This is a genomic window from Pseudomonas sp. GZJR-8, assembly GCF_002916705.1.
GTDB lineage: Bacteria > Pseudomonadota > Gammaproteobacteria > Pseudomonadales > Pseudomonadaceae > Aquipseudomonas > Aquipseudomonas synxantha_A.
In genome coordinates this window covers 1-20,766 of sequence record NZ_JXSI01000001.1, presented here as the reverse complement: position 1 = coordinate 20,766, position 20,766 = coordinate 1, and the positions used below count along the sequence as shown (strand labels likewise).

16 protein-coding genes are annotated in these 20,766 nt (G+C 60.3%); 14 read left to right on the top strand and 2 right to left on the bottom strand.

Features of this window, described 5'->3' with window-relative positions:
- The first annotated feature begins 19 nt into the window (after window positions 1-19).
- The 9 genes from algK to TK42_RS00040 all read left to right on the top strand — a co-directional run bounded on the left by algK (window position 20) and on the right by TK42_RS00040 (window position 12,325).
- Entirely contained in the window at window positions 20-1,441 is a 1,422-nt protein-coding gene (gene algK, locus TK42_RS00080) for an alginate biosynthesis TPR repeat lipoprotein AlgK (RefSeq protein ID WP_103733590.1), read from the top strand.
- The gene (locus TK42_RS00075) at window positions 1,438-2,925 is read left to right on the top strand and encodes an alginate export family protein (RefSeq protein WP_032877688.1); all 1,488 of its coding nucleotides are present in this window, start codon (window positions 1,438-1,440) and stop codon (window positions 2,923-2,925) included. Before algK ends, TK42_RS00075 begins: the two co-directional genes overlap by 4 nt.
- Complete coding sequence (gene algG / locus TK42_RS00070) at window positions 2,925-4,493, top strand: mannuronan 5-epimerase AlgG (RefSeq protein ID WP_005785009.1); 1,569 nt, start codon at window positions 2,925-2,927, stop codon at window positions 4,491-4,493. Before TK42_RS00075 ends, algG begins: the two co-directional genes overlap by 1 nt.
- An 11-nt stretch (window positions 4,494-4,504) precedes the next feature.
- Window positions 4,505-5,953: an alginate O-acetyltransferase gene (locus tag TK42_RS00065; protein WP_032881093.1), complete on the top strand. Its 1,449-nt coding sequence runs from the start codon at window positions 4,505-4,507 to the stop codon at window positions 5,951-5,953.
- A gap of 8 nt (window positions 5,954-5,961) precedes the next feature.
- Entirely contained in the window at window positions 5,962-7,071 is a 1,110-nt protein-coding gene (locus TK42_RS00060) for a mannuronate-specific alginate lyase (RefSeq protein ID WP_103733353.1), read from the top strand.
- A gap of 228 nt (window positions 7,072-7,299) precedes the next feature.
- Window positions 7,300-8,832 carry an MBOAT family protein gene (locus TK42_RS00055; RefSeq protein ID WP_032877692.1) on the top strand — a complete coding sequence of 511 codons (1,533 nt, stop codon included), beginning with the start codon at window positions 7,300-7,302 and terminating at the stop codon, window positions 8,830-8,832.
- An 11-nt stretch (window positions 8,833-8,843) separates the two neighbouring features.
- Window positions 8,844-10,013, top strand: coding sequence for an alginate O-acetyltransferase (locus TK42_RS00050; protein ID WP_103733352.1), 1,170 nt, complete (start codon window positions 8,844-8,846; stop codon window positions 10,011-10,013).
- A gap of 16 nt (window positions 10,014-10,029) precedes the next feature.
- Window positions 10,030-10,686, top strand: coding sequence for an alginate O-acetyltransferase AlgF (locus TK42_RS00045; RefSeq protein WP_005785001.1), 657 nt, complete (start codon window positions 10,030-10,032; stop codon window positions 10,684-10,686).
- A 187-nt stretch (window positions 10,687-10,873) separates the two neighbouring features.
- Window positions 10,874-12,325, top strand: a complete 1,452-nt coding sequence (locus tag TK42_RS00040; RefSeq protein WP_032877695.1) for a mannose-1-phosphate guanylyltransferase/mannose-6-phosphate isomerase — start codon at window positions 10,874-10,876, stop codon at window positions 12,323-12,325.
- 140 nt (window positions 12,326-12,465) lie between these two features.
- On the opposite strand, the gene TK42_RS00035 is transcribed toward TK42_RS00040, so the two are convergent.
- Window positions 12,466-16,194, bottom strand: coding sequence for a dermonecrotic toxin domain-containing protein (locus TK42_RS00035; RefSeq protein ID WP_103733351.1), 3,729 nt, complete (start codon window positions 16,192-16,194; stop codon window positions 12,466-12,468).
- 193 nt (window positions 16,195-16,387) lie between these two features.
- Here TK42_RS00035 and TK42_RS00030 point away from each other — a divergent pair, with 193 nt between their 5' ends.
- The 3 genes from TK42_RS00030 (at window position 16,388) to TK42_RS00020 (ending at window position 18,059) form a co-directional block, all read left to right on the top strand.
- Window positions 16,388-16,600, top strand: a complete 213-nt coding sequence (locus tag TK42_RS00030; protein ID WP_256584515.1) for a DUF3077 domain-containing protein — start codon at window positions 16,388-16,390, stop codon at window positions 16,598-16,600.
- Window positions 16,601-16,767: 167 nt separating this feature from the next.
- Window positions 16,768-17,232 (top strand): hypothetical protein, encoded by a 465-nt coding sequence (locus TK42_RS00025; RefSeq protein WP_005784995.1) that lies wholly within the window; start codon window positions 16,768-16,770, stop codon window positions 17,230-17,232.
- A gap of 14 nt (window positions 17,233-17,246) precedes the next feature.
- Window positions 17,247-18,059 (top strand): SDR family oxidoreductase, encoded by an 813-nt coding sequence (locus TK42_RS00020; protein ID WP_103733350.1) that lies wholly within the window; start codon window positions 17,247-17,249, stop codon window positions 18,057-18,059.
- Here TK42_RS00020 and TK42_RS00015 read toward each other — a convergent pair.
- Complete coding sequence (locus TK42_RS00015; protein WP_103733349.1) at window positions 18,056-18,913, bottom strand: LysR family transcriptional regulator; 858 nt, start codon at window positions 18,911-18,913, stop codon at window positions 18,056-18,058. The genes TK42_RS00020 and TK42_RS00015 overlap by 4 nt on opposite strands.
- Window positions 18,914-19,024: 111 nt before the next feature.
- Between TK42_RS00015 and TK42_RS00010 the strand changes: the two genes are divergently transcribed.
- Both TK42_RS00010 and TK42_RS00005 read left to right on the top strand, forming a co-directional pair.
- Entirely contained in the window at window positions 19,025-20,212 is a 1,188-nt protein-coding gene (locus TK42_RS00010) for an MFS transporter (RefSeq protein ID WP_103733348.1), read from the top strand.
- On the top strand, window positions 20,205-20,606 hold the full coding sequence (locus tag TK42_RS00005; RefSeq protein ID WP_103733347.1) for a nuclear transport factor 2 family protein: 402 nt from the start codon (window positions 20,205-20,207) through the stop codon (window positions 20,604-20,606). The genes TK42_RS00010 and TK42_RS00005 overlap by 8 nt, the downstream gene beginning before the upstream one ends.
- Window positions 20,607-20,766: the final 160 nt, after the last annotated feature.

Genomic DNA, 20,766 nt, shown 5'->3' with positions numbered 1-20,766 from the left:
GTTGCGCCGCAGCGATGCCATCGCAGGCACGCCAGCTCCCACACAGAGCAGATTTCACTTGGCCTCTGCGTACTGCGCGCTGGCACTGGCCGTGAGCCTGGCCGGTTGCGCCGGCCTGCCCGACCAACGCCTGGCCAATGAAGCGCTGAAACGCGGCGACACCGTCACCGCGCAGCAGAATTACCAGCAACTGGCAGACCTGGGCTACAGCGAGGCCCAGGTGGGCCTGGCCGATATCCAGGTAGGCACCCGCGATCCGGCGCAAATCAAGCAGGCCGAAGCCACTTACCGTGCAGCGGCAGACACCTCGCCGCGTGCCCAGGCACGCCTGGGTCGCCTGCTGGCGGCCAAGCCTGGCGCCACTGAGGCCGAGCACCATGAAGCCGAAAGCCTGCTGAAAAAAGCCTTCGCCAATGGCGAAGGCAACACCCTGATCCCGCTGGCGATGCTGTACCTGCAATACCCGCACAGCTTCCCCAACGTGAATGCCCAGCAGCAGATCAGCAAATGGCAAGCGGCCGGTTACCCGGAAGCCGGCCTGGCCCAGGTGCTGCTGTATCGCACCCAAGACACTTACGACCAGCACCTGGATGATATCGAGCGCATCTGCAAGGCCGCGTTGAACACCACCGATATCTGCTATGTCGAGCTGGCCACGGTCTACCAGAAAAAAGCCCAGCCAGAACAACAGGCCGAACTGCTCAAGCAAATGGAAGCCGGCTACAGCCGTGGCACAGTCACCGCCCAGCGCGTCGACAGCGTCGCCCGCGTACTCGGTGATGCCAGCCTCGGCACGCCGGACGAAAAAACCGCTCAGGCATTGCTTGAAAAAATCGCCCCCGGCTACCCGGCGTCCTGGGTCAGCCTGGCGCAGCTGCTCTACGACTTCCCCGAACTGGGCGATGTCGAGCAGATGATGAAGTACCTGGACAACGGCCGCGCCGCCGACCAGCCGCGCGCCGAATTGCTGCTGGGCAAGCTCTACTACGAAGGCAAGTGGGTGCCAGCCGACGCCAAGGCCGCCGAGGCGCATTTCGAAAAAGCCGTGGGCCGTGAAGTGGCCGCCGATTACTACCTCGGCCAGATCTACCGCCGTGGCTACCTGGGCAAGGTCTACCCGCAAAAGGCCCTGGACCACTTGCTGACCGCTGCGCGCAACGGCCAGAACAGCGCCGACTTTGCCATTGCCCAACTGTTTTCCCAAGGCAAGGGCACCAAGCCCGACCCATTGAACGCCTATGTCTTCAGCCAGTTGGCCAAGGCCCAGGACACGCCAGAGGCCAATGACCTGGCCACCCAGCTCGAAGCGCCGTTGACCCCTGAGCAACGCGCCGAGGGCCAACGCCTGGTGCAACAGGAACTGGCCGCCCGCGGCACCCTGGCCCAAAGCACGCTGCAACTGCACGCCCTGCAAGAAGAAGACGGCGAGGAATCCCTATGAAGCTCAACCCATTCGTCAAGGCCGGTATCGGCCTGTCCTTCGCCCTGCTGTGGTCGTGCCCGACCCTGGCCGCGCTGACCGAAGCCAAGAACTTCGGCCTGGAAGTCAAAGCCACCGCGCAGTCCGAAGACGACCGCGACCTGGGCACCCAGAAAGGCGGCGACGTCAACGGTATCGGCCTTGACCTGCGCCCCTGGATCTACGGCGAAAGCGGCGCGTGGAGCGCCTATGCCATGGGCCAGGCGGTCGTGTCCAGCGACATCATCGAGACCGACACCCTGCAACAGTCGGCCGATGACACCACCGAACAATCGAGCAACGACGACCGCAAGGCCAAGAAAAACTACCTGGCCCTGCGCGAGTTCTGGGTCGGCTACAGCGGCTTCACGCCCTACCCCGGCGAGATCCTCAAGTTCGGTCGCCAGCGCCTGCGCAATGACGACGGCCAATGGCGCGACACCAACATCGAAGCGCTGAACTGGACCTTCGATACCACCTTGCTCAAGGCCAATGTCGGCGCCGCCGAACGTTTCAGCGAATACCGCACCGACCTCAAGGAACTCTCGCCGGTCGACAAAGACCGCCAGCACTTCTACGCCGACGCCGCCTACCAGTGGACGCCGGGCCAGTGGATCGGCCTGCGCGGCCACCACACTCATGACGACGGCAAGCTCGATTACGCCGAACCGGGTGTGGCCAGTGACCCGTTGGACAAGCGCGAAAACGGCGACCTGACCTGGCTCGGCATCGAAGCCAACAGCGATGCTTATAACTGGCGCAATACCAACACCGTCAACTACTGGGCCAGCATCACCGGTATGCGCGGGGACCGCGACAAGGTCAACGCCTTGAACGCCGACGGCACGCGCCCCACCAGCGCCAAGCGCAGCGATGACCTCAGCGGCTGGGCCACCGACATCGGTGTGCGCCTGCGCCTTGACCCGCAGTGGCAAGTGGGTGCGGCCTATTCCCGTGCCAGCGCCGAATACGAACAGAACGGCCTGCAAAGCAACCGTTCGAACTGGACCGGCACCCAGTCCCGCGTACACCGCTTCGGTGAAGCGTTTCGCGGCGAGATGAACAACATGCAGTCCATGAGCCTGTTCGGTTCCTGGCAGCTGCGCGAGGACTACGACGCCAGCCTGGTGTACCACAAGTTCTGGCGCGTGGACGGCAACAAGCCGGTGGGCAGCAACGGTATCGATGCGGTGCAGAACAACACCGATGACGTCACCGGCGCGATCCTCTCCAGCACCTCCCTGCCGCTGGAAGATGGCAAGAAGGACCTCGGCCAGGAGATGGACCTGGTGGTCACCAAGTACTTCAAGAAAGGCTTGCTGCCCGCCGCGCTGAGCCAGTCGATCGACGAGCCATCGGCCCTGGTGCGCTTGCGTGCCGGCGTGTTCAAGCCGGGCGACGCCTATGGCAGCCAGGTCGACTCCTACATGCACCGCGCGTTTGTCGACGTGGTCTGGAAATTCTGATGGGAGCCTGCGCCATGAATGCTCAAAGCCTACTCGTCGCGGCAATGCTGATGGCCAGCGCCACAGCGTTTGCCGATACGGCGGCCAAGGCGCCGATCATCGCCAAGGAACTGCAACAGGCCAAGACCTACACCATTTCCAGCCCGCCCACCGCGCCGCTGGAAATGGCCAAGCCGGCGCTGCCCGATCTGTCGGGCTACACCGCTGCGGCGATGGAAAAGAAGATCATCAAGACCAAGGCGGGCAAGATCAGCATCCGCCGCATGATGCAGGAAGACGCGCTCAAGGACTTTATCGGTGGCGATAACAAGATGGCCGAGTGGGTGGTGCGCCAGCATGGCATTCCTCAGGCAATCTTTGTCGACGACGGCTACATGAACCTCAAGGACCTGCTGGGCAAGGTGCCAAAGCAGTACTTCAGCGAGACTTCGCCGGGAGTGTTCCTGGCCAAGCTACCGATTGTGGTGGGCCGCAAAGGCATCCTCGATATCGACAAGAACACCCAGGAATTGCGCCTGTCCCAGCAAGCCGGCTCGTTTTTGATCAACGACGGCCAGTTGTTCGTACGTGACACCAAGGTCACCGGCTGGGATGAAAAAACCAACGGCCCTGCCCTGTTCAAGTCGCCCAAGGAATTCCGCCCGTTCCTGCTGGCCTGGGGCGGCACTGAGACCTATATCTCCAAGACCAAGATGGCCAGCTTCGGCTACGCCAACAGTAAGTCCTACGGGGTGAGTATTTCCCAGTACACGCCGAACATGGCCAAGGTGCTCAAGCGTCCTGAGCCGACCGGTTGGATCATCGACTCCGAGTTCTCGGACATGTGGTACGGCTTCTACTGCTACGAGACCACGGGCTTTGTGATCAAAGGCAATACCTACAAAGACAACATCGTCTACGGCATTGACCCCCATGACCGTTCCCACGGCCTGATCATCGCCGACAACACCGTATACGGCACCAAGAAGAAGCACGGCATCATCATTTCCCGGGAAGTGAACGACAGCTTCATCTTCAATAACCGCAGCTACGACAACAAGCTCTCGGGCCTGGTGATCGACCGTAACAGCGTCAACAACCTGATCGCCGACAACGAGATCTACCGCAACCACACCGACGGCATCACCCTCTATGAGAGCGGTGACAACCTGCTGTGGGGCAACAAGGTGATCAGCAACCGTCGCCACGGTATCCGCGTGCGTAACAGCGTGAACATCAAGCTCTACGAAAATACCTCGATGGCCAACGGCCTGACCGGCGTGTACGGCCACATCAAGGACTTGACCGACACCGACCGCGACATCGCCCTCGACCCATTCGATGCCAAGGTCTCGCTGATCGTGGTGGGTGGTGAACTGGCGGGTAACGGCAGCGGGCCGCTGTCCATCGATTCGCCGTTGAGTATCGAGTTGTATCGCGTGTCGATGCTGGCGCCGACCAAATCCAGCGGCATCAGCTTCTCCGGCATTCTGGGCGATCGCCAGGAAGAAATTCTCGACCTGCTGGTTCGCCAGCAGAAAGCCGTGCTGATCGACCCCGTCGAACGCCAGACCGAATTGCAGGACTGAGGATGACCCTTATGCACCCACACATGATCAAACTGCTGAGCCTCTCGGGTCTGACCCTCGGCCTGCTGGCGGCCAGCCAGGGCGTGCGCGCCGATGAAGTGAAAGCACCGACCTTCACCGCCGAACCATGCTGCAGCCTGTGCCCGGCCGCCCATGACGCGAAGAACTACACCACGCGCTACCAGCAGAACTTCACCACCCTGGTACAAGCCCAGGGCGACTGGCTGTTCCGTACCCAGGAAGACCTGCGCACCGAATTCGACACCACCCCGGCCGGCTACAAACGCATGCAACAGTTGCACGATGCGTTCAAGGCCAAGGGCGTGGAACTGGTGGTGGTCTACCAGCCGACCCGTGGCCTGGTAAACCGCAACAAGCTCAACCCTGAAGAAAAAGCCAAGTTCGACTTCGACAAGGCGCTGACCAACTACAAGACCATGCTCGGGCGTTTCGCCAAGATGGGCTACGTGGTGCCGGACCTGTCGCCGCTGACCAACGAGCAGTTGCCGGACGAGCTGCCGGCTCACGACTTCTACTTCCGCGGCGACCAGCACTGGACCCCCTACGGCGCCCAGCGCACGGCGAAGATCGTCGCCGCCAAGGTCAAGCAGATGCCGGAGTACGCCGAGATTCCCAAGCGCGAATTCGAGACCAAGCGCTCGGGCCGCATGGGCAAGACCGGCACCCTGCACAACATGGCCGGGCAACTGTGCGGCACCAGCTATGCGATCCAGTACATGGACCAGTTCACCACCGAACCCAAGGGCGAGGCCGGCGACGGTGACCTGTTCAGTGATTCGGGCAACCCGCAGATCACCCTGGTGGGCACCAGCCACAGCGGCAAGAACTACAACTTCGCCGGTTTCCTCGAAGAAGAAATCGGGGCCGACATCCTCAACGTCGCCTTCCCCGGCGGTGGCCTGGAAGGCTCGATGTTGCAGTACCTGGGCAGCGACGAGTTCCAGAAGACCCCACCGAAGATCCTGATCTGGGAATTCTCGCCGCTGTACCGTCTCGACCAGGAAACCATCTACCGCCAGATGATGGCGCTGCTGGACAACGGTTGCGAAGGCAAGCCTGCACAGATGTCCGCCAGCACCACCCTCAAACCCGGCAAGAACGAACTGATGGTCAACAGCGCGAACAAAGACCTGCGCAACGCCAACCATCAGGTCGATATCCGCTTCGCCGATCCATCGGTAAAAACCTTGCAAGCCACCCTCTGGTACATGAACGGTCGCCACGAGGACATCAAGATCGAGAAACCCGAGACATCCGATACAGACGGGCGTTTCGCCTTTGAACTGCGCACCGATGAAGACTGGGCCTCGCAGAACTTGCTGGCCGTGGAAGTACAGGGCCCGGAAAAGGGTGCTGCCGCGCAGAAAGTCGAAGCGAAAATTTGCACACGCAACGTATTCCCAAGCGGTGGTCAACAGACCGCTTCAACTGGGCAATGAGGTTACTTATGCAGAAGCTATTGATTCCATCGTTACTGGGCCTGGCGATCTTCGCCGGGGCAGCCAACGCCGCCGCGCCGCTGCGCCCGCCCCAGGGCTATTTCGCACCGATCGAAGCGTTCAAGACCGGCGACTTCAAGGAAAACTGCGACACCATGCCGACGCCCTACACCGGGCCGTTGCAGTTTCGCAGCAAGTACGAAGGTTCGGACAAGGCGCGCTCCACGCTGAACGTGCAGTCGGAAAAAGCCTTCCGCGATAGCACCGCCGACATCACCAAGCTGGAAAAAGACACCAGCAAACGGGTGATGCAGTTCATGCGCGACGGTCGCCCGCAGCAGCTCGAATGCACCCTGAACTGGCTGGTCTCGTGGGCCAAGGCCGACGCACTGATGTCCAAGGACTTCAACCACACCGGCAAGTCCATGCGCAAATGGGCACTGGGCAGCATGGCTTCGGCCTATGTACGCCTGAAGTTCTCCGAATCTCACCCGCTGGCCAACCATCAGCAGGAGTCGCAACTGATCGAAGCCTGGTTCAACAAGCTGGCCGATCAGGTGGTGAGCGACTGGGACAACCTGCCCCTGGAAAAAACCAACAACCACTCTTACTGGGCCGCCTGGTCGGTGATGGCGACCTCCATCGCCACCAACCGTCGCGACCTGTTTGACTGGGCCGTGAAGGAATACAAGGTCGGTGTGAACCAGGTCGATGACCAAGGCTTCCTGCCGAACGAATTGAAGCGTCAGCAACGCGCCTTGTCGTACCACAACTACGCCCTGCCGCCGCTGTCGATGATCGCCAGTTTTGCCCTGGTCAACGGTGTGGACCTGCGCCAGGAAAACAACAGCGCGCTCAAGCGCCTGGGCGACAAAGTGCTGGCCGGGGTGAAAGATCCGGACATCTTCGAACAGAAGAACGGTAAAGAGCAGGACATGAAGGACTTGAAGCAGGACATGAAATTCGCCTGGCTTGAACCCTTCTGCACCCTCTACACCTGCGCGCCGGATGTGATCGAGCGCAAGCACGGGATGCAACCCTTCAAGACGTTCCGCCTGGGTGGCGACCTGACCAAGGTGTACGACCCGGCGCACGAAAAAGGCAACAAAGGCAGCTGATACATAGCTCCCGGTTGGACTCGGTCCAACTGTGGGAGCTGGCTTGCCTGCGATAGGGGTCTGACATTCAACATTGATGTCGACTGATACACCGCCATCGCAGGCAAGCCAGCTCCCACCGTTAACCCGGTTCCTTCAGTGAAATTGCAATACAACCTCCTCCGAAATCGTGGGGGGGTTTGGGGGGGCTCTGGCCCTTGACTGTTGGTTAAACATGGAGAGATCGGGATGGTTTTCTCGTCCAATGTGTTCCTGTTTCTGTTCTTGCCGATCTTTCTCGGCTTGTACTACTTGAGCGGGCAACGCTATCGCAATCTGCTGCTGCTGATTGCCAGCTACGTGTTCTACGCCTGGTGGCGAGTGGACTTCCTGGCGCTGTTCGCCGCCGTCACGCTGTGGAATTACTGGATCGGCCTCAAGGTCGGTGCCGCCGGCGTGCGCACCAAGCCGGCGCAGCGCTGGCTGCTGCTCGGCGTGGCGGTCGACCTGTGCATCCTCGGCTACTTCAAGTACGCCAACTTCGGCGTCGACAGCATCAATGTAATGATGAAGTCAGCGGGCCTGGAGCCGTTCATTCTCACCCACGTGCTGTTGCCGATCGGGATCTCGTTCTACATCTTCGAGTCCATCAGCTACATCATCGACGTGTACCGTGGCGATACCCCGGCGACCCGCAACCTGATCGACTTCGCGGCGTTCGTGGCAATCTTCCCGCACCTGATCGCCGGCCCCGTGCTACGTTTTCGCGACCTGGCCGACCAGTTCAACAACCGCACCCACACCCTCGACAAGTTCTCCGAGGGTTGCACGCGGTTCATGCAGGGTTTCATCAAGAAGGTATTTATTGCCGACACCCTGGCGGTGGTGGCCGACCATTGCTTCGCCCTGCAAAATCCCACCACCGGTGACGCCTGGCTCGGCGCGCTGGCCTACACCGCGCAGCTGTACTTCGATTTCTCCGGCTACAGCGACATGGCCATCGGCCTGGGCTTGATGATGGGTTTCCGCTTCATGGAAAACTTCAAGCAGCCATACATCAGCCAGTCGATCACCGAGTTCTGGCGGCGCTGGCACATCAGCCTCTCTACCTGGCTGCGTGATTACCTGTACATCACCCTGGGCGGCAACCGCAAAGGCACGCTGACCACCTACCGCAATCTGTTCCTGACCATGCTGCTCGGTGGCCTGTGGCACGGCGCCAACATCACCTACATCGTGTGGGGCGCCTGGCACGGCATGTGGCTGGCGATTGAAAAAGCCATCGGCCTCAATACTGCGCCGCGCAGCTTCAACGTGTTGCGCTGGGCCTTCACCTTCCTGCTGGTGGTGATGGGCTGGGTGATCTTCCGCGCCGAAAACCTGCACGTCGCAGGCCGCATGTACGGTGCGATGTTCAGCTTCAGCGAATGGTCGCTGTCGGAACTCAACCGCGCCAACCTTACCGGCCTGCAAGTGGCAACGTTGGTCGTGGCCTACGCAACCCTGGCGTTCTTCGGCCTGCGCGATTTCTACACCAACCGCCCAGCCGACAAGACCAAGCCGGCCGATCCGAGCCTGATCAAGGCGGTACCGGGCGACAACCCAGGCAGCATTCACGAGCCCGGTTTCAGCGTGGGCCGTGACGCCGCTGTGCAACCGGCCTACTGGACCGCTGACTGGCCACGCTACGCCATGCGCGCTGCGGTGCTGCTGCTGTTCGTGGCGTCGATCCTGAAACTGTCGGCGCAGAGTTTCTCGCCGTTCCTTTACTTCCAATTCTGAGGGAGCCGACCATGACCCGTTCATTACGCGTCCTCTATATCGGCCTGTTCCTGGTGCTGCTGCTGGCACTGGGGGCGTGGTCACTGCGCAGCTTCTTTGGCTTCAGCACCAACGCTGATGCCACGGTGCTTAACGGTCGCTGGACCAAAGCCGTCGAGACTCACTATGACGAGGAGTTCCCGATCAAGCGCCTGGGCACCAACCTGTGGGCTGCGCTGGACTACAAGCTGTTCAATGAAGGTCGCCCTGGCGTAGTGCTGGGCCGCGACCACTGGCTGTACAGCGACGAGGAGTTCAATCCCGCCGTCAACGAAGACCAGAACCTTGAAGGCAATTACGCACTGGTCGAAGGCGTGCGCCAGAAACTCAAGGCCCAAGGCATCCAACTGGTGATGGCGATTGTGCCGGCCAAGGTGCGCCTGTACCCGGAACACCTGGGTGAGGTGAAGCCGGCGAGCATCCACGCCAACTTGTACCAGGACTTCCACGCCCGGGTCGCCGCCGACAACATCCCGGCTCCCGACCTGCTCGGCCCGCTGCAACAGGCCAAGCTGGGTGGCAAGCAGGTGTTCCTGCGTACAGACACTCACTGGACTCCGGACGGTGCGGAAATCGCCGCCAAGCAACTGGCCAAGGCGATTGCCGACAAGACCCCGCTGAGTGGCGAGCCGCAGCGTTTTGTCACCGAGGCCGAAAAGATCGAGCCACACAAAGGCGACCTGCGTCTGTTCCTGCCCCTGGACCCGCTGTTCGAAAACCTGATGCCGCCTAAAGAGCCGCTGGAAAAACGCGTCACGCACCTGGCCGAAGAAAAAGGTGACGACGCGCTGTTCAGCGACAGCGAAACCCCGGTGGCCCTGGTGGGCACCAGCTACAGCGCCAACCCCAACTGGAACTTCGTGGGCGCGCTCAAGCAAGCCTTGCACAGCGACGTGGTCAGCTACGCCGAAGACGGCCACGGCCCGATCCTGCCGATGCTCAGCTACCTCAAAAGTGACGACTTCAAGAACAACCCGCCCCAGCTGCTGATCTGGGAATTCCCCGAACGCTATCTGCCCGTGAATAACGAAATCGGTGACGCCGACCCAGCGTGGGTTGCGCAGCTTAAACAAGCCGGTTCGCGCCAACAGAACATGGCAATCAACACTAAATCCGAGACGCCCGACCGGGCGCAAAACTGAAAGAGAGGTAACTCACATGACTTTCACTACTACTCCTCGTCGTCTCGCCAAGACCCTGGCTATCGCTGCCGGCCTGAGCTTCGTATCAATGTCCGCCTTTGCCGGTGGTGACGCCGCCCTCTACGGCCCGACCGCGCCGAAGGGCTCCAGCTTCGTGCGCATCTACAACGCCAGCAACCAGGAAGTCAGCGCCACCGTCGGCGCCACCAACCTCAGCGACGTTGCACCGTTGGCCAGCAGCGACTTCAGCTTCATGCCGGGCGGTGACTACAGCGCCAAGGTCGGCAGCCAGACCGTACCGGTCAAACTCGCCGCCGACCACTACTACACCCTGGTCAACAGCGGCAGCGGCCAACCGCAGTTGATCGAAGAACCGCCGTTCAAGAACAAGCAGAAATCCCTGGTACGCGTGCAGAACCTCAGCGACAAGGCCCTGAGCCTGAAAACTGCCGACGGCAAGACCGATGTGGTCAAGTCGGTGGCCGCCAAGGGCCGTGGCGAACGTGAAATCAACCCGGTGAAAGTGAGCCTGGCGCTGTATGACGGTGACAAGAAGGTCGGCGATGTGAAGCCGGTGGCCCTGGAGCGTGGTGAGGCAGCGGTGCTGTACGTCACCGGTTCCGGTTCGAGCCTGTCGCCAGTCTGGGTCAAGCGCCCAGTGTCGACCCGCTGATTATTTCCCTGAGTTGACACGTCCCCTTGTGGGAGCTGGCTTGCCTGCGATGGCGGTCTTGTAGACGCCATCGCAGGCAAGCCAGCTCCCACACTGACCGGTTTTCAACTCAGGACCGAGACAAAAACAAGAGTGAAACGACAAACCTTCGTAGCTCTGACCCAAACTGATTCAAGGAGAAACACCCATGATCCCAGTAATCCTTTCCGGTGGTAGCGGCTCACGTCTTTGGCCGCTTTCGCGTAAACAGTTCCCCAAGCAGTTCCTGGCCCTGACCGGCGAACACACGCTGTTCCAGCAAACCCTGGAGCGCCTGGTGTTCGAAGGCATGGACTCCCCTATCGTGGTCTGCAACAAGGACCACCGCTTCATCGTCAACGAGCAACTGAGCGCACGTAAGCTTGAATGCCAACGCATCCTGATGGAGCCCTTTGGCCGCAACACCGCACCGGCCGTGGCCCTGACCGCGATGATGCTGGTCAACGAAGGCCGTGACGAGCTGATGCTGGTGCTGCCCGCCGACCACGTGATCGACGACCAGAAAGCCCTGCAACGTGCCTTGGCCCTGGCCACCGTAGCCGCCGAGCGTGGCGAGATGGTGCTGTTCGGCGTACCGGCGACCCGTCCGGAAACCGGTTACGGCTACATCAAGTCCACCAACGACTCGCTGCTGCCCGAAGGTGTGAGCCGCGTGCAGCAGTTCGTGGAAAAACCCGATGAAAAGCGCGCCATCGAGTTCGTCAAAAGCGGTGGTTACTTCTGGAACAGCGGTATGTTCCTGTTCCGCGCCAGCCGCTTCCTCGAAGAGCTGAAAAAGCACGATCCGGACATCTACGACACCTGCGTACTGACCCTGGAGCGCAGCGAGCAGACCCACGACACCGTGACCTTCGACGACGCCACCTTTGCCTGCTGCCCGGACAATTCCATCGACTACGCAGTGATGGAAAAAACCCAGCGTGCCTGCGTGGTGCCATTGAGCGCCGGCTGGAGCGACGTGGGTTGCTGGGCCTCGCTGTGGGCGGTCAATGATAAAGACGCCAACGGCAACGTGAGCAAAGGCGACGTGGTGATCCAGGACAGCCGCAACTGCATGGTGCATGGCAACGGCAAACTGGTATCGGTGATCGGCCTGGACAACATCGTGGTGGTGGAAACCAAGGACGCGATGATGATTGCCCACAAGGACAAGGTCCAGGGCGTCAAGCAGATGGTCAACACGCTCAACGAGCAAGGCCGTAGCGAAACCCAGAACCACTGCGAAGTCTACCGTCCGTGGGGCTCCTACGACTCGGTGGACATGGGCGGCCGCTTCCAGGTCAAGCACATCTCGGTCAAGCCGGGCGCGTGCCTGTCGCTGCAGATGCACCACCACCGCGCCGAACACTGGATTGTGGTCAGCGGCACCGCGGAAGTCACCTGTGACGACAACGTGTTCCTGCTCTGCGAGAACCAGTCCACCTACATCCCGATCGCCTCAGTGCACCGCCTGCGCAATCCGGGCAAGATCCCGTTGGAGATCATCGAAGTGCAATCGGGCAGCTATCTGGGTGAGGACGATATCGAGCGCTTCGAAGATATCTACGGGCGCTCGACACCGGTTGAACGAGGTGTTTCGGTGAAAACTATCGCGCAATAAAACAGTCGTACAAGAAGCCCTCACCCAACCCATTGCGTCCCCTATCCGCAGTGGGTTGGGTGGGGGCTTTTTGTTTGGGCCTTTGTGGTCAATTTAAAGCCATCATGGGCCCTTACCCAATACCGGCCAACGCCATGGGCTTATATTTTAATCGGCGTTTTCCCATGAGAAATAACGCGATTGACCATTACACGGTCAGGACCAGCTGGGTACTGCAAAGGAATTGCAAACTTCGTCTCCACATAAAAAATATGTGGGTTATGAGAGCTTTGGATAACGTTCAACCCCGACGTATTGATTTCATAGTAGTGCGACATTTTATCCAACGCATTTTGATATTTACGCTTCCCAAAGATGGTTTCGGAAATCTTTTTGGTCGGCATATCTCCTGGCGCCAAGTCCGTAAAGTAATGCCTGCCTTTACCTTGGGGCAGACGTTGACCATCAAAATCTGACGCTGAAGAAGTCAGGGCTTTCTCACCCATGATTTCGTGATGAGGATTTTTCCCGGTGTAGTGATAAAAAACATTCTGACCTTTTACCGGTGGATCCAGCAGCGCCTTTAAACCGTCAGGGACGCCCTCCACTCTAGGTTGCTTATTGGCCGGTTGAGCACTTGTCGCGTTATTCGTGTCGACGTTGCCTGAAAAGCTGCCTTGGTCCAACGGACGCTTGTTCGGCCGGGATGTCCCCGTAGCAGTGGGAACCCCGCCCGGCAATCGGCTCAATCGCCACTCACCGTTACCCGCAGACCCCAGAAATGCTTGAACCCTATAGAGCTTCGACGTCGTCAATGGCGCCTGAGGATCCACGATAGCGACCCGCCCGTCACGTGCGTGGAAGGCCGAATCAATCTGATACACCTTGTTGACCCCGGTACTGTCGGTATAGCGCACGTAAAAATTATCGCCCACGTTATAGGTACCGTCCGGCCTCAAAATGCGGCCTTTGATGACATCTTCCGACACGGAGAAGGCGCTCAGATCAAGGTTTGGACTCGTGCCGGCCGTTGGTGCTCTGGCGATGACTGGAGGGGCTGGCGGCACCACCGGGCTTTTGAACACCGGCCGCAACGGCACGGCATTCACATTGGGAATACCAGAGGCGGCCATCGTGAAATCCGAGTAGACCGCACGCATCGCGCCCGGACTTTTGAGCAGCCGCGGCAAGATTCGAGCATTGGCGCGCAAGGCCGTCACGCCAGCCTTTCCTAAGCGAACCCCCATGGAGATGCCTTTTCCGAGCACTGGCAACAAGTCGAGGAAGATGGAGGCCACCTCAATGCCGAACTGAACCTTGTTGATTCTCGATTGATACGCAACCTCTGCGCTGCTGACGCTTTGGTGGTCCGCGTGATCGATGAGCAACTTCACTTTCTGCTTGTACAGCTCATCCTGAAAATTGCCATCGAAGGGTTTGAGTGTCACCGGAGCGCTCGTCAATTTGAGTGCAGTGACGAGCGCATCCAGCGTGCGCAATGGGCTCTTCGTCGGATCGAATGCGCGCTCCTTGATCGCCTCGCCAGCTTTAACCACGTCGTTTTTATCGACCGGCGACGTTCTGCTCCCGGTGTAGAGCCTCCACTCCTTTTTCTCCATCAACGCGTTCAGGGCATTCACATCCGCCAATTCGCGAAAACACACGCCGTCGGGCGCATTCGGCGTGCACAGTACAAGCGAGGCGTCTGTGTCATTGCCAACCACCATCGCGCCCTGAACCGGCAACCCACGCTGAATAAGGGCACTGGTGACAATTTTTTTCCCATCCACCAGAGGCCGGTCAGCCGGGTCCGGGTAGTCAAGAACAGCCGCGACCCACTGCGCTCCTCGTTTGGTACTGGTGTCTTGGGTAGCGTCTATGTTGTAGGTATTGGGGTTGAGTGCTGCGAGAAAAGCCTCTTTATCCAGCATGTCGCTCAGGTGGGTTTTCCACGCTTTGCGGACGTCGCCGGCAGCACCCGACTCGGCATCCGTGGCCAACTCCTGTTTAAGCAGCTCGGTATAGGCGCCTCCCACATCGGCAGTGTTGACCAACGCTTTGAGCTGCTCGGTATCCAGGATGACCTGCTTGCCATCGTCGCCCAGCAGAGGGTTGCCGTGAGTATCGGTCAGCGGCAGTTCGAAGGTGGACCGGCTGAAGTGGCCGTGCTGGACGGCTGGAAACTCACTGGGGTTTTTCAGCGCCAGATCAGTCAGCGATACGCGGTGCTGCTTGACGGTGAGCGTATGACTGCTGCTTTGCCCGCCAGAGTGAGGATTGGACCTGGTTTTCACCCGCACCATCAGCTTGTCCGCATCGACCTGCGCAGCGGGGAACTGCCGTTTGATCGCTTCGTTCATCCGATCGCGGGAAAAGCTACCCAGAGAAGGAAGAGTTGCCAGCGATGACGCCAGCGCATTTGCACTGCGGTCCTCGGAGTGTTCCAGGTAATCAAACAACGCTTCCTGGGCCGGGCTCAGGTTTTTCAGCCACTCGGGGGCCAGCTTGTCAGCCAGTTGTTCATCTCGCGCCGCCATGGCGTTTTCGCCACTGAGCAGGTACGACCAGTCAGCGGCATCATCCATGCGCTTGAGTGCTCCCGGCTCTGTCGATACCCGGGCGAGATTCGCAACGACTTCCTCCTGCTGACGCTTGAGCATCCAGGGGATGCCCTCGGCCAGCACATCCCCCGTCAAGGGTTCGGCGCTCAACATCACATCGTCGCCAGAAGGCGATTCCGACTTGTTTTGTAACGACAACGGCAGTGTTTGCAACAGTAGGTCCGCGTCGGCGCCCCCCTCATCAAGGCGCGCTGCAATCGCCTGGCGCGCCAGGGCTGGCGTCGCAAACTGCTCGAACCCCTCACCCGGGGTGTACAGCACGACCGGCCCATTAGTCTCATCGAGTGCCAAGGTCCGGCCTTTGGTCCAGACGGGGGGCGTGGCCCCGGAACCGTCGGTGCTGGTGATTAGGAAGCAGCCCGCCATCAAGGCTCCCCGCTCGCTACCGTCATCAACGGTAAGCGGGTAGACACCAGGGCGTGCGCCATTGGGGAAGACAGCTTCCCGTTCAGCCAGCGTGGGGTATTGCAGTGCTGCGTCGATCAACCGCTTGCTCGCCGCGCTCAGTGTTCCATCGCTCACGCGCAATGCCGCCAGCGTCGACAGTTGTTGCTTGTGCAAGGTCAACAACTGGTCTTGAGGGGCCTGCAGAACCTGAGGGTCTTTCAACGTCGGGCGGGGGGTTGTCCAGAAGGTTTGAAGGGCCATCGGAAACTGCGTGACCATGCGCTGGGCAATCGTATCCAGTGTCAACTGTGGCGTGACGAGGGTGCCCGGGCTAGTGTCCGTGTCCGGGGTAAAAATGCCGGACTGTTCAACATCGTCAACGACGGGCTGCTGGCCAGGATTGGCCAGCAAGGTCGCAACCTTCCTGTTCAAGGCGTCCAGCACCGGCTCGGACGACAGTGTTTTGATAGAGCCATCGTCCTGCTCGACCCAGCGCTTGAAGACCAGGTCTTGTGGCTTCAGGGTCGACATGTACGGAAACATTTGGTCCACTTGCTGGCGCAGGAAGTCCTGGAAGCTCGGTTGCTCACCGTGCAAACGCTGCATGTCGCGGGACTGAAGGGCGTGTTGGGTGACAAACGCCTCCTGATTGGTAACCTTGAATTGCTGCATGAGCCGTGGGTATTCCACCCCGACCGGGGGTATGCCGGCCGAGGTGGGAAGAGGAATACCGTCCGGCGCGTAGGTCAATACCGGTGGCAGGTGAACAGGGGGTTGCACAGATGTTTCAACGGCAATATCGGTTTGGGTGGCCAATGCGTTTGGGGCAACAACGCTTTGTGGGGGGGAAAGGTGGGTCGAGTTTTCGGTCGCTGCAAACATGAAATAAACCTTACATAGAAGAGTTGAACGTCGCCGCTACCTCCCTGTAGGTCGTCAGATAAGTGGACGTTCAATGCGCTCCGGTTCCTGTCCCGAATGTAAGCTCAAGTAGCAGAACGCTGTGAGCTCTGCTGAAAATGCAAGAGCAAGTACCAGGGCACTGTACGGTCCTATTGATTGAAGTGAAAAACACCTGCCTGGCGTACAGCCCCTTCCCCTCGAACATGCGCTGGAACATGCCAGTCATGTACTGGGCACCGCTCGAGTCCTCACCCTGGCTGCTCAGGACCTATACACCGAACACCAGAGCTACCTGAATTGGGCCAACTTGCAATTAGCCGAAACCGGCTTGGCCTTGGTCGAGGCCCACATCGAAGGTTTGCAGGTGGACGCTGCTGCTCAGTAAGTAAGTCATCGGGAGCAAGCCCCCTCCCACATTTGAATGTGTTCACAAATCAAAGGTGGGAGGGGGCTTGCTCCCGATGAGGCCCGCACGGCCACCACAGCACTCAAGTTAACCAATCCCACCTACGCTTAAGTTAGGATGCTCGTTCCCCATTCGAGGTGGTCTCCATGTTCTTCGGCGTTCTCCTGATCATTACCTGGCTGATCCTGCTGCTGCGTTACCCGGCCAAGGCGCTGCCGGTTTCGCTGGCGGCTGCCGTCGGCCTGGGTTTCGTCGCCGTCTGGGTGGTGTGGCTGGACAACCGCGAAGCCGCGCAACTGGCACGCCTTGAGTTGCGCATCAGCTATGCCCCGCAGGACTGCCCGGCCGACCGCCCACTGAAATTGACCCTGAACAACGGCAACGACGTGCCGTTGACCGAACTGCGCTGGCGCGTGGCCGCCTACGCGCCGGGCGACACGGTCAACCTGGCCGACAATGTCTACGCCGCCCCACGCTATCGCGGCCCCGGCGAGTTGCAGGCCGGGGCCACCTGGGATGATTGCCTGCCCACACCGCCACTGCGCCCCGGCTATCGCCCGCAAACCCTGGAATTTCGCGCCGAGCACCTGCAAGGCAGTTTCTCGGACTGACAAAGGAATGATGCATGCCCAACGTACTGATCACCGGTTGCTCCAGCGGCATCGGCCGCGCCCTCGCCGACGCGTTCAAAGCCGCAGGCTTCAACGTGTGGGCCAGCGCCCGCCAGCCAGATGACGTCGCCGCCCTCGCTACCGCTGGCTTCAATGCCGTGCAGTTGGACGTCAATGACAGCGCCGCCTTGCAACGCTTGGCCGAACAAATGGGCGAACTGAATGTGCTGGTCAACAACGCGGGCTACGGCGCCATGGGCCCGTTGCTCGATGGCGGCACCGAGGCGATGCGACGCCAATTCGAAACCAATGTGTTTTCCATCGTTGGCGTCACCCAGGCACTGTTTCCCGCGTTGCGCCGCAGCAAAGGACTGGTGGTGAATATCGGCAGCGTTTCCGGGGTATTGGTGACGCCGTTCGCCGGCGCCTACTGCGCATCCAAAGCCGCTGTCCATGCCTTGAGCGATGCCCTGCGCATGGAACTGGCACCGTTTGACGTGCGGGTGATGGAAGTGCAGCCCGGTGCGATCAATACCCATTTTGCGAAGAATGCCGGGGCCCAGGCCGAATTATTGATCAACGAAACATCGCCCTGGTGGCCGTTGCGCGAAGGCATTCGGGCGCGCAGCCAGGCCTCCCAGGACAAGCCAACCCCAGCCACTGAATTTGCGGCGGATGTGCTCAAGGCCGTGCAGCAAGCGCAGCCACCGCGTCTGCTAAGGTCGGGCAATGGCAGCCGGGCGTTGCCATTGATGGCGGCGCTGTTGCCCAAGGGGTTGCTGGAGAAGGTGTTGAAGAAGCGCTTTGGGTTGGGCGGTAAACTCTAACCCTTCATAAAATCAATAAACGCCCGCACCTTAAGCGGCAAATGCCGGGTATCCGGATACATCGCGTAGACCCCTTGGGGCGCGAAGCGATAGTCCGCCAATACACGCACCAGCCGTCCCGCCTCCAAATCCTCCTGCACAAGCCACTGTGGCAAGATCGCCACACCGTGGCCACGCACCGCAAACGCCTGGAGCACCGCCGCACTGTCGGCCACCAAGGCGGCCGGACCTGCGCGGTATTGATGCCCATCGCCGGCAGGGTCGGTCACGCTCAACTCCGTCAAACGGCCATGGCCCAGCCTGGGCACCTGCTCCAACTCCTCCAGGGTCTGAACGCCCGCAAACGCTGGCGCCGCGACGGCGAACACTTCAAACGTCGACAACTGCACCGCCCGATGATTGGAGTCCAGCAAGCGCCCCAGGCGAATAGCCACGTCAAAACGCTCGGAGATCAAATCGGCGTGGGTGGAGGATGTGGATAAGTGGATATTCAGGTCCGGGTGCAGGCGGCGAAAGGTTTCCACCGCCGGGGCGACCACGGCCAGGGCATACTCGACGGTGGTGGTGATGCGCAGCGTGCCTTTGAGCTGCGCATGTTCGGAACGGGCCTCTTCCACCGCCAGGCGCGCCTCTTCGAGCATTCGTGTGCAGCGCAGGTAGAAACGTTCGCCGGCATCGGTGAGCGCCAGCTGACGAGTGTTGCGGGTCAGCAGGGTGACGCCCAGCTCCGCCTCCAGGCGCTTGAGGTTGAAGCTGACCACGGCGCGGGTCTGGCCGAGCAGATCCGCGGCGGCCGTGAGCGAGCCGGCCTCGACCACGGCCTTGAAGGTGTCGAATCGATCCAGGCTGACCATGGCCACGCCCTCCGTTTGTCAAAATATTTTTGACAAACTAACAGGCAAACCGACGTATCCCAAACCCTGCTTGCCGCCTACCCTGCGCGCTTCATTCGCAGGATCGCGTTCATGACCTACCGCTCGAAAATTGCCTGGATCTTTCTACTGGGTTTTGCCCTGGACCTGGTGAACATGTTTGTCGCCACCGTCGCCTACCCGGACATCGCCCGCGAACTGCACGCCTCGGTCACGCAACTGGCGTGGATCAGCAATGCCTACATGCTCGGGCTGACGGTGATCATTCCCTTGAGTGTGTGGCTGGCGGCGCTCATGGGCGAGCGCACCCTGATCGCCACCAGCCTGCTGCTGTTTGCCGGGGCATCGGTGATGGTCGGCCAGGCCGGCTCCATCGACGCGTTGATTGGCTGGCGCGCTGTGCAGGGGCTCGGCGGCGGCTTGTTGATTCCGGTGGGGCAAGCCATGGCTTACCGACACTTTCCCGCGGCCGAGCGCAGCCAGTTGACGGCGCGGGTCATGTCGGTGGCATTGCTGGTACCGGCATTGTCTCCGGCGCTGGGTGGGGTAATTGTCGACAGCCTGTCCTGGCGCTGGATTTTCTACGCCAACCTGCCTCTGGCGCTGGTGACCCTGCTGCTGGCGCTGCTGTGGATAAAACCCGATGTGCCTTCCACCGTACGCCCGCCCCTGGACCTGGGCAGTATGTTCAAACAAGCCGCCAGCCCGATGCTGCGTGTGGCAATGCTGGTTTACCTGTGTATTCCGGGGATATTTATCGGCACCAGCCTGATCGCCATCCTCTACGTGCGTGACCTGGGGTATGACGCCACCCAGACCGGCGTGCTCATGTTGCCGTGGGCACTGGCCTCGGCAGTGGCGATTTACTTGAGCAAAAAACTCTTCAATCGCTGCGGCCCGAAACCTTTGCTGCTGGCGGGCATGGTGCTGCAATGCGGCGGCATCCTGTTGCTCAACGAGCCGGCGCTGATCATTGCGGCCTACGTCTTGATGGGCCTGGGCGGCAGCTTGTGCAGCAGCACCGCGCAAACCCTGGCCTTTCTGGATATTCCCGCCGAGCGCATGGGCCACGCCAGCGCGTTGTGGAACATGAACCGGCAAGTGAGCTTCTGCGTCGGCGCCGCCTTGCTCAGTGCAGTACTGTCGACCTTGGATTCCTTCGCCATAACCTTCACGATAGCGGCAGCTCTGACCCTGTTGCCGCTTTTCGCAGTGTTGCGCCTGGATGCCTCCAGGATACGCACGCTGCTTCACCCTTGCAGCGAGCCCAAGCATGATTGACTACAGCGATTTTTTTGAGGAAGTGATCCAGACTCACGTCGAGATCGAACAATGGTTTGCCGGGGTTGCACCTGAGGGCACGCTGGAAAACCTGCTGGCACGCTTCTCACCGGAGTTCAGCATGGTCGCGCCGGCCACCGGCACCCGGGTCAACAGGGCCGGGGTTAATGCATTGTTCACGCGCCTGGGAGGGATGCGGCCGGGGTTGAAAATCACCTTGAGTGAAATGACCGGGATTGATCGTCATGCGCGGGGAGCCACGGTGACGTATCGCGAGCATCAGGTGGATGACAGTGGCACCCAGACAGATCGCCGCGCCACGGTGGTGTTCGAGAAGCAGGCCAGTGGTGCGCTGCTTTGGCGGCACTTGCATGAGACGTTTATCAAAGCTTAACGCGGGCCTGAATGTGGGAGAGGGCTTGCCCCCGATGAGCATAGGTATCTACACAACTTTGTAGTCGCCAATGGTAACCACGATGCGAAGCGAGCCGCTCTTGCTCTTGATCTGCTTTTGATCTTAGGCGCCCCGTTAAACCACGCTGGCCGGAATTCGA

What these genes read in the sequence shown, in the direction of transcription:
- TK42_RS00075 (WP_032877688.1), top strand. Translation starts at nt 1,438, where the DNA reads ATGAAGCTCAACCCATTCGTCAAGGCCGGTATCGGCCTGTCCTTCGCC.
- algG (WP_005785009.1), top strand. Translation starts at nt 2,925, where the DNA reads ATGGGAGCCTGCGCCATGAATGCTCAAAGCCTACTCGTCGCGGCAATG.
- TK42_RS00065 (WP_032881093.1), top strand. Translation starts at nt 4,505, where the DNA reads ATGCACCCACACATGATCAAACTGCTGAGCCTCTCGGGTCTGACCCTC.
- TK42_RS00060 (WP_103733353.1), top strand. Translation starts at nt 5,962, where the DNA reads ATGCAGAAGCTATTGATTCCATCGTTACTGGGCCTGGCGATCTTCGCC.
- TK42_RS00055 (WP_032877692.1), top strand. Translation starts at nt 7,300, where the DNA reads ATGGTTTTCTCGTCCAATGTGTTCCTGTTTCTGTTCTTGCCGATCTTT.
- TK42_RS00050 (WP_103733352.1), top strand. Translation starts at nt 8,844, where the DNA reads ATGACCCGTTCATTACGCGTCCTCTATATCGGCCTGTTCCTGGTGCTG.
- TK42_RS00045 (WP_005785001.1), top strand. Translation starts at nt 10,030, where the DNA reads ATGACTTTCACTACTACTCCTCGTCGTCTCGCCAAGACCCTGGCTATC.
- TK42_RS00040 (WP_032877695.1), top strand. Translation starts at nt 10,874, where the DNA reads ATGATCCCAGTAATCCTTTCCGGTGGTAGCGGCTCACGTCTTTGGCCG.
- TK42_RS00035 (WP_103733351.1), bottom strand. Translation starts at nt 16,194, where the DNA reads ATGTTTGCAGCGACCGAAAACTCGACCCACCTTTCCCCCCCACAAAGC.
- TK42_RS00025 (WP_005784995.1), top strand. Translation starts at nt 16,768, where the DNA reads ATGTTCTTCGGCGTTCTCCTGATCATTACCTGGCTGATCCTGCTGCTG.
- TK42_RS00020 (WP_103733350.1), top strand. Translation starts at nt 17,247, where the DNA reads ATGCCCAACGTACTGATCACCGGTTGCTCCAGCGGCATCGGCCGCGCC.
- TK42_RS00015 (WP_103733349.1), bottom strand. Translation starts at nt 18,913, where the DNA reads ATGGTCAGCCTGGATCGATTCGACACCTTCAAGGCCGTGGTCGAGGCC.
- TK42_RS00010 (WP_103733348.1), top strand. Translation starts at nt 19,025, where the DNA reads ATGACCTACCGCTCGAAAATTGCCTGGATCTTTCTACTGGGTTTTGCC.
- TK42_RS00005 (WP_103733347.1), top strand. Translation starts at nt 20,205, where the DNA reads ATGATTGACTACAGCGATTTTTTTGAGGAAGTGATCCAGACTCACGTC.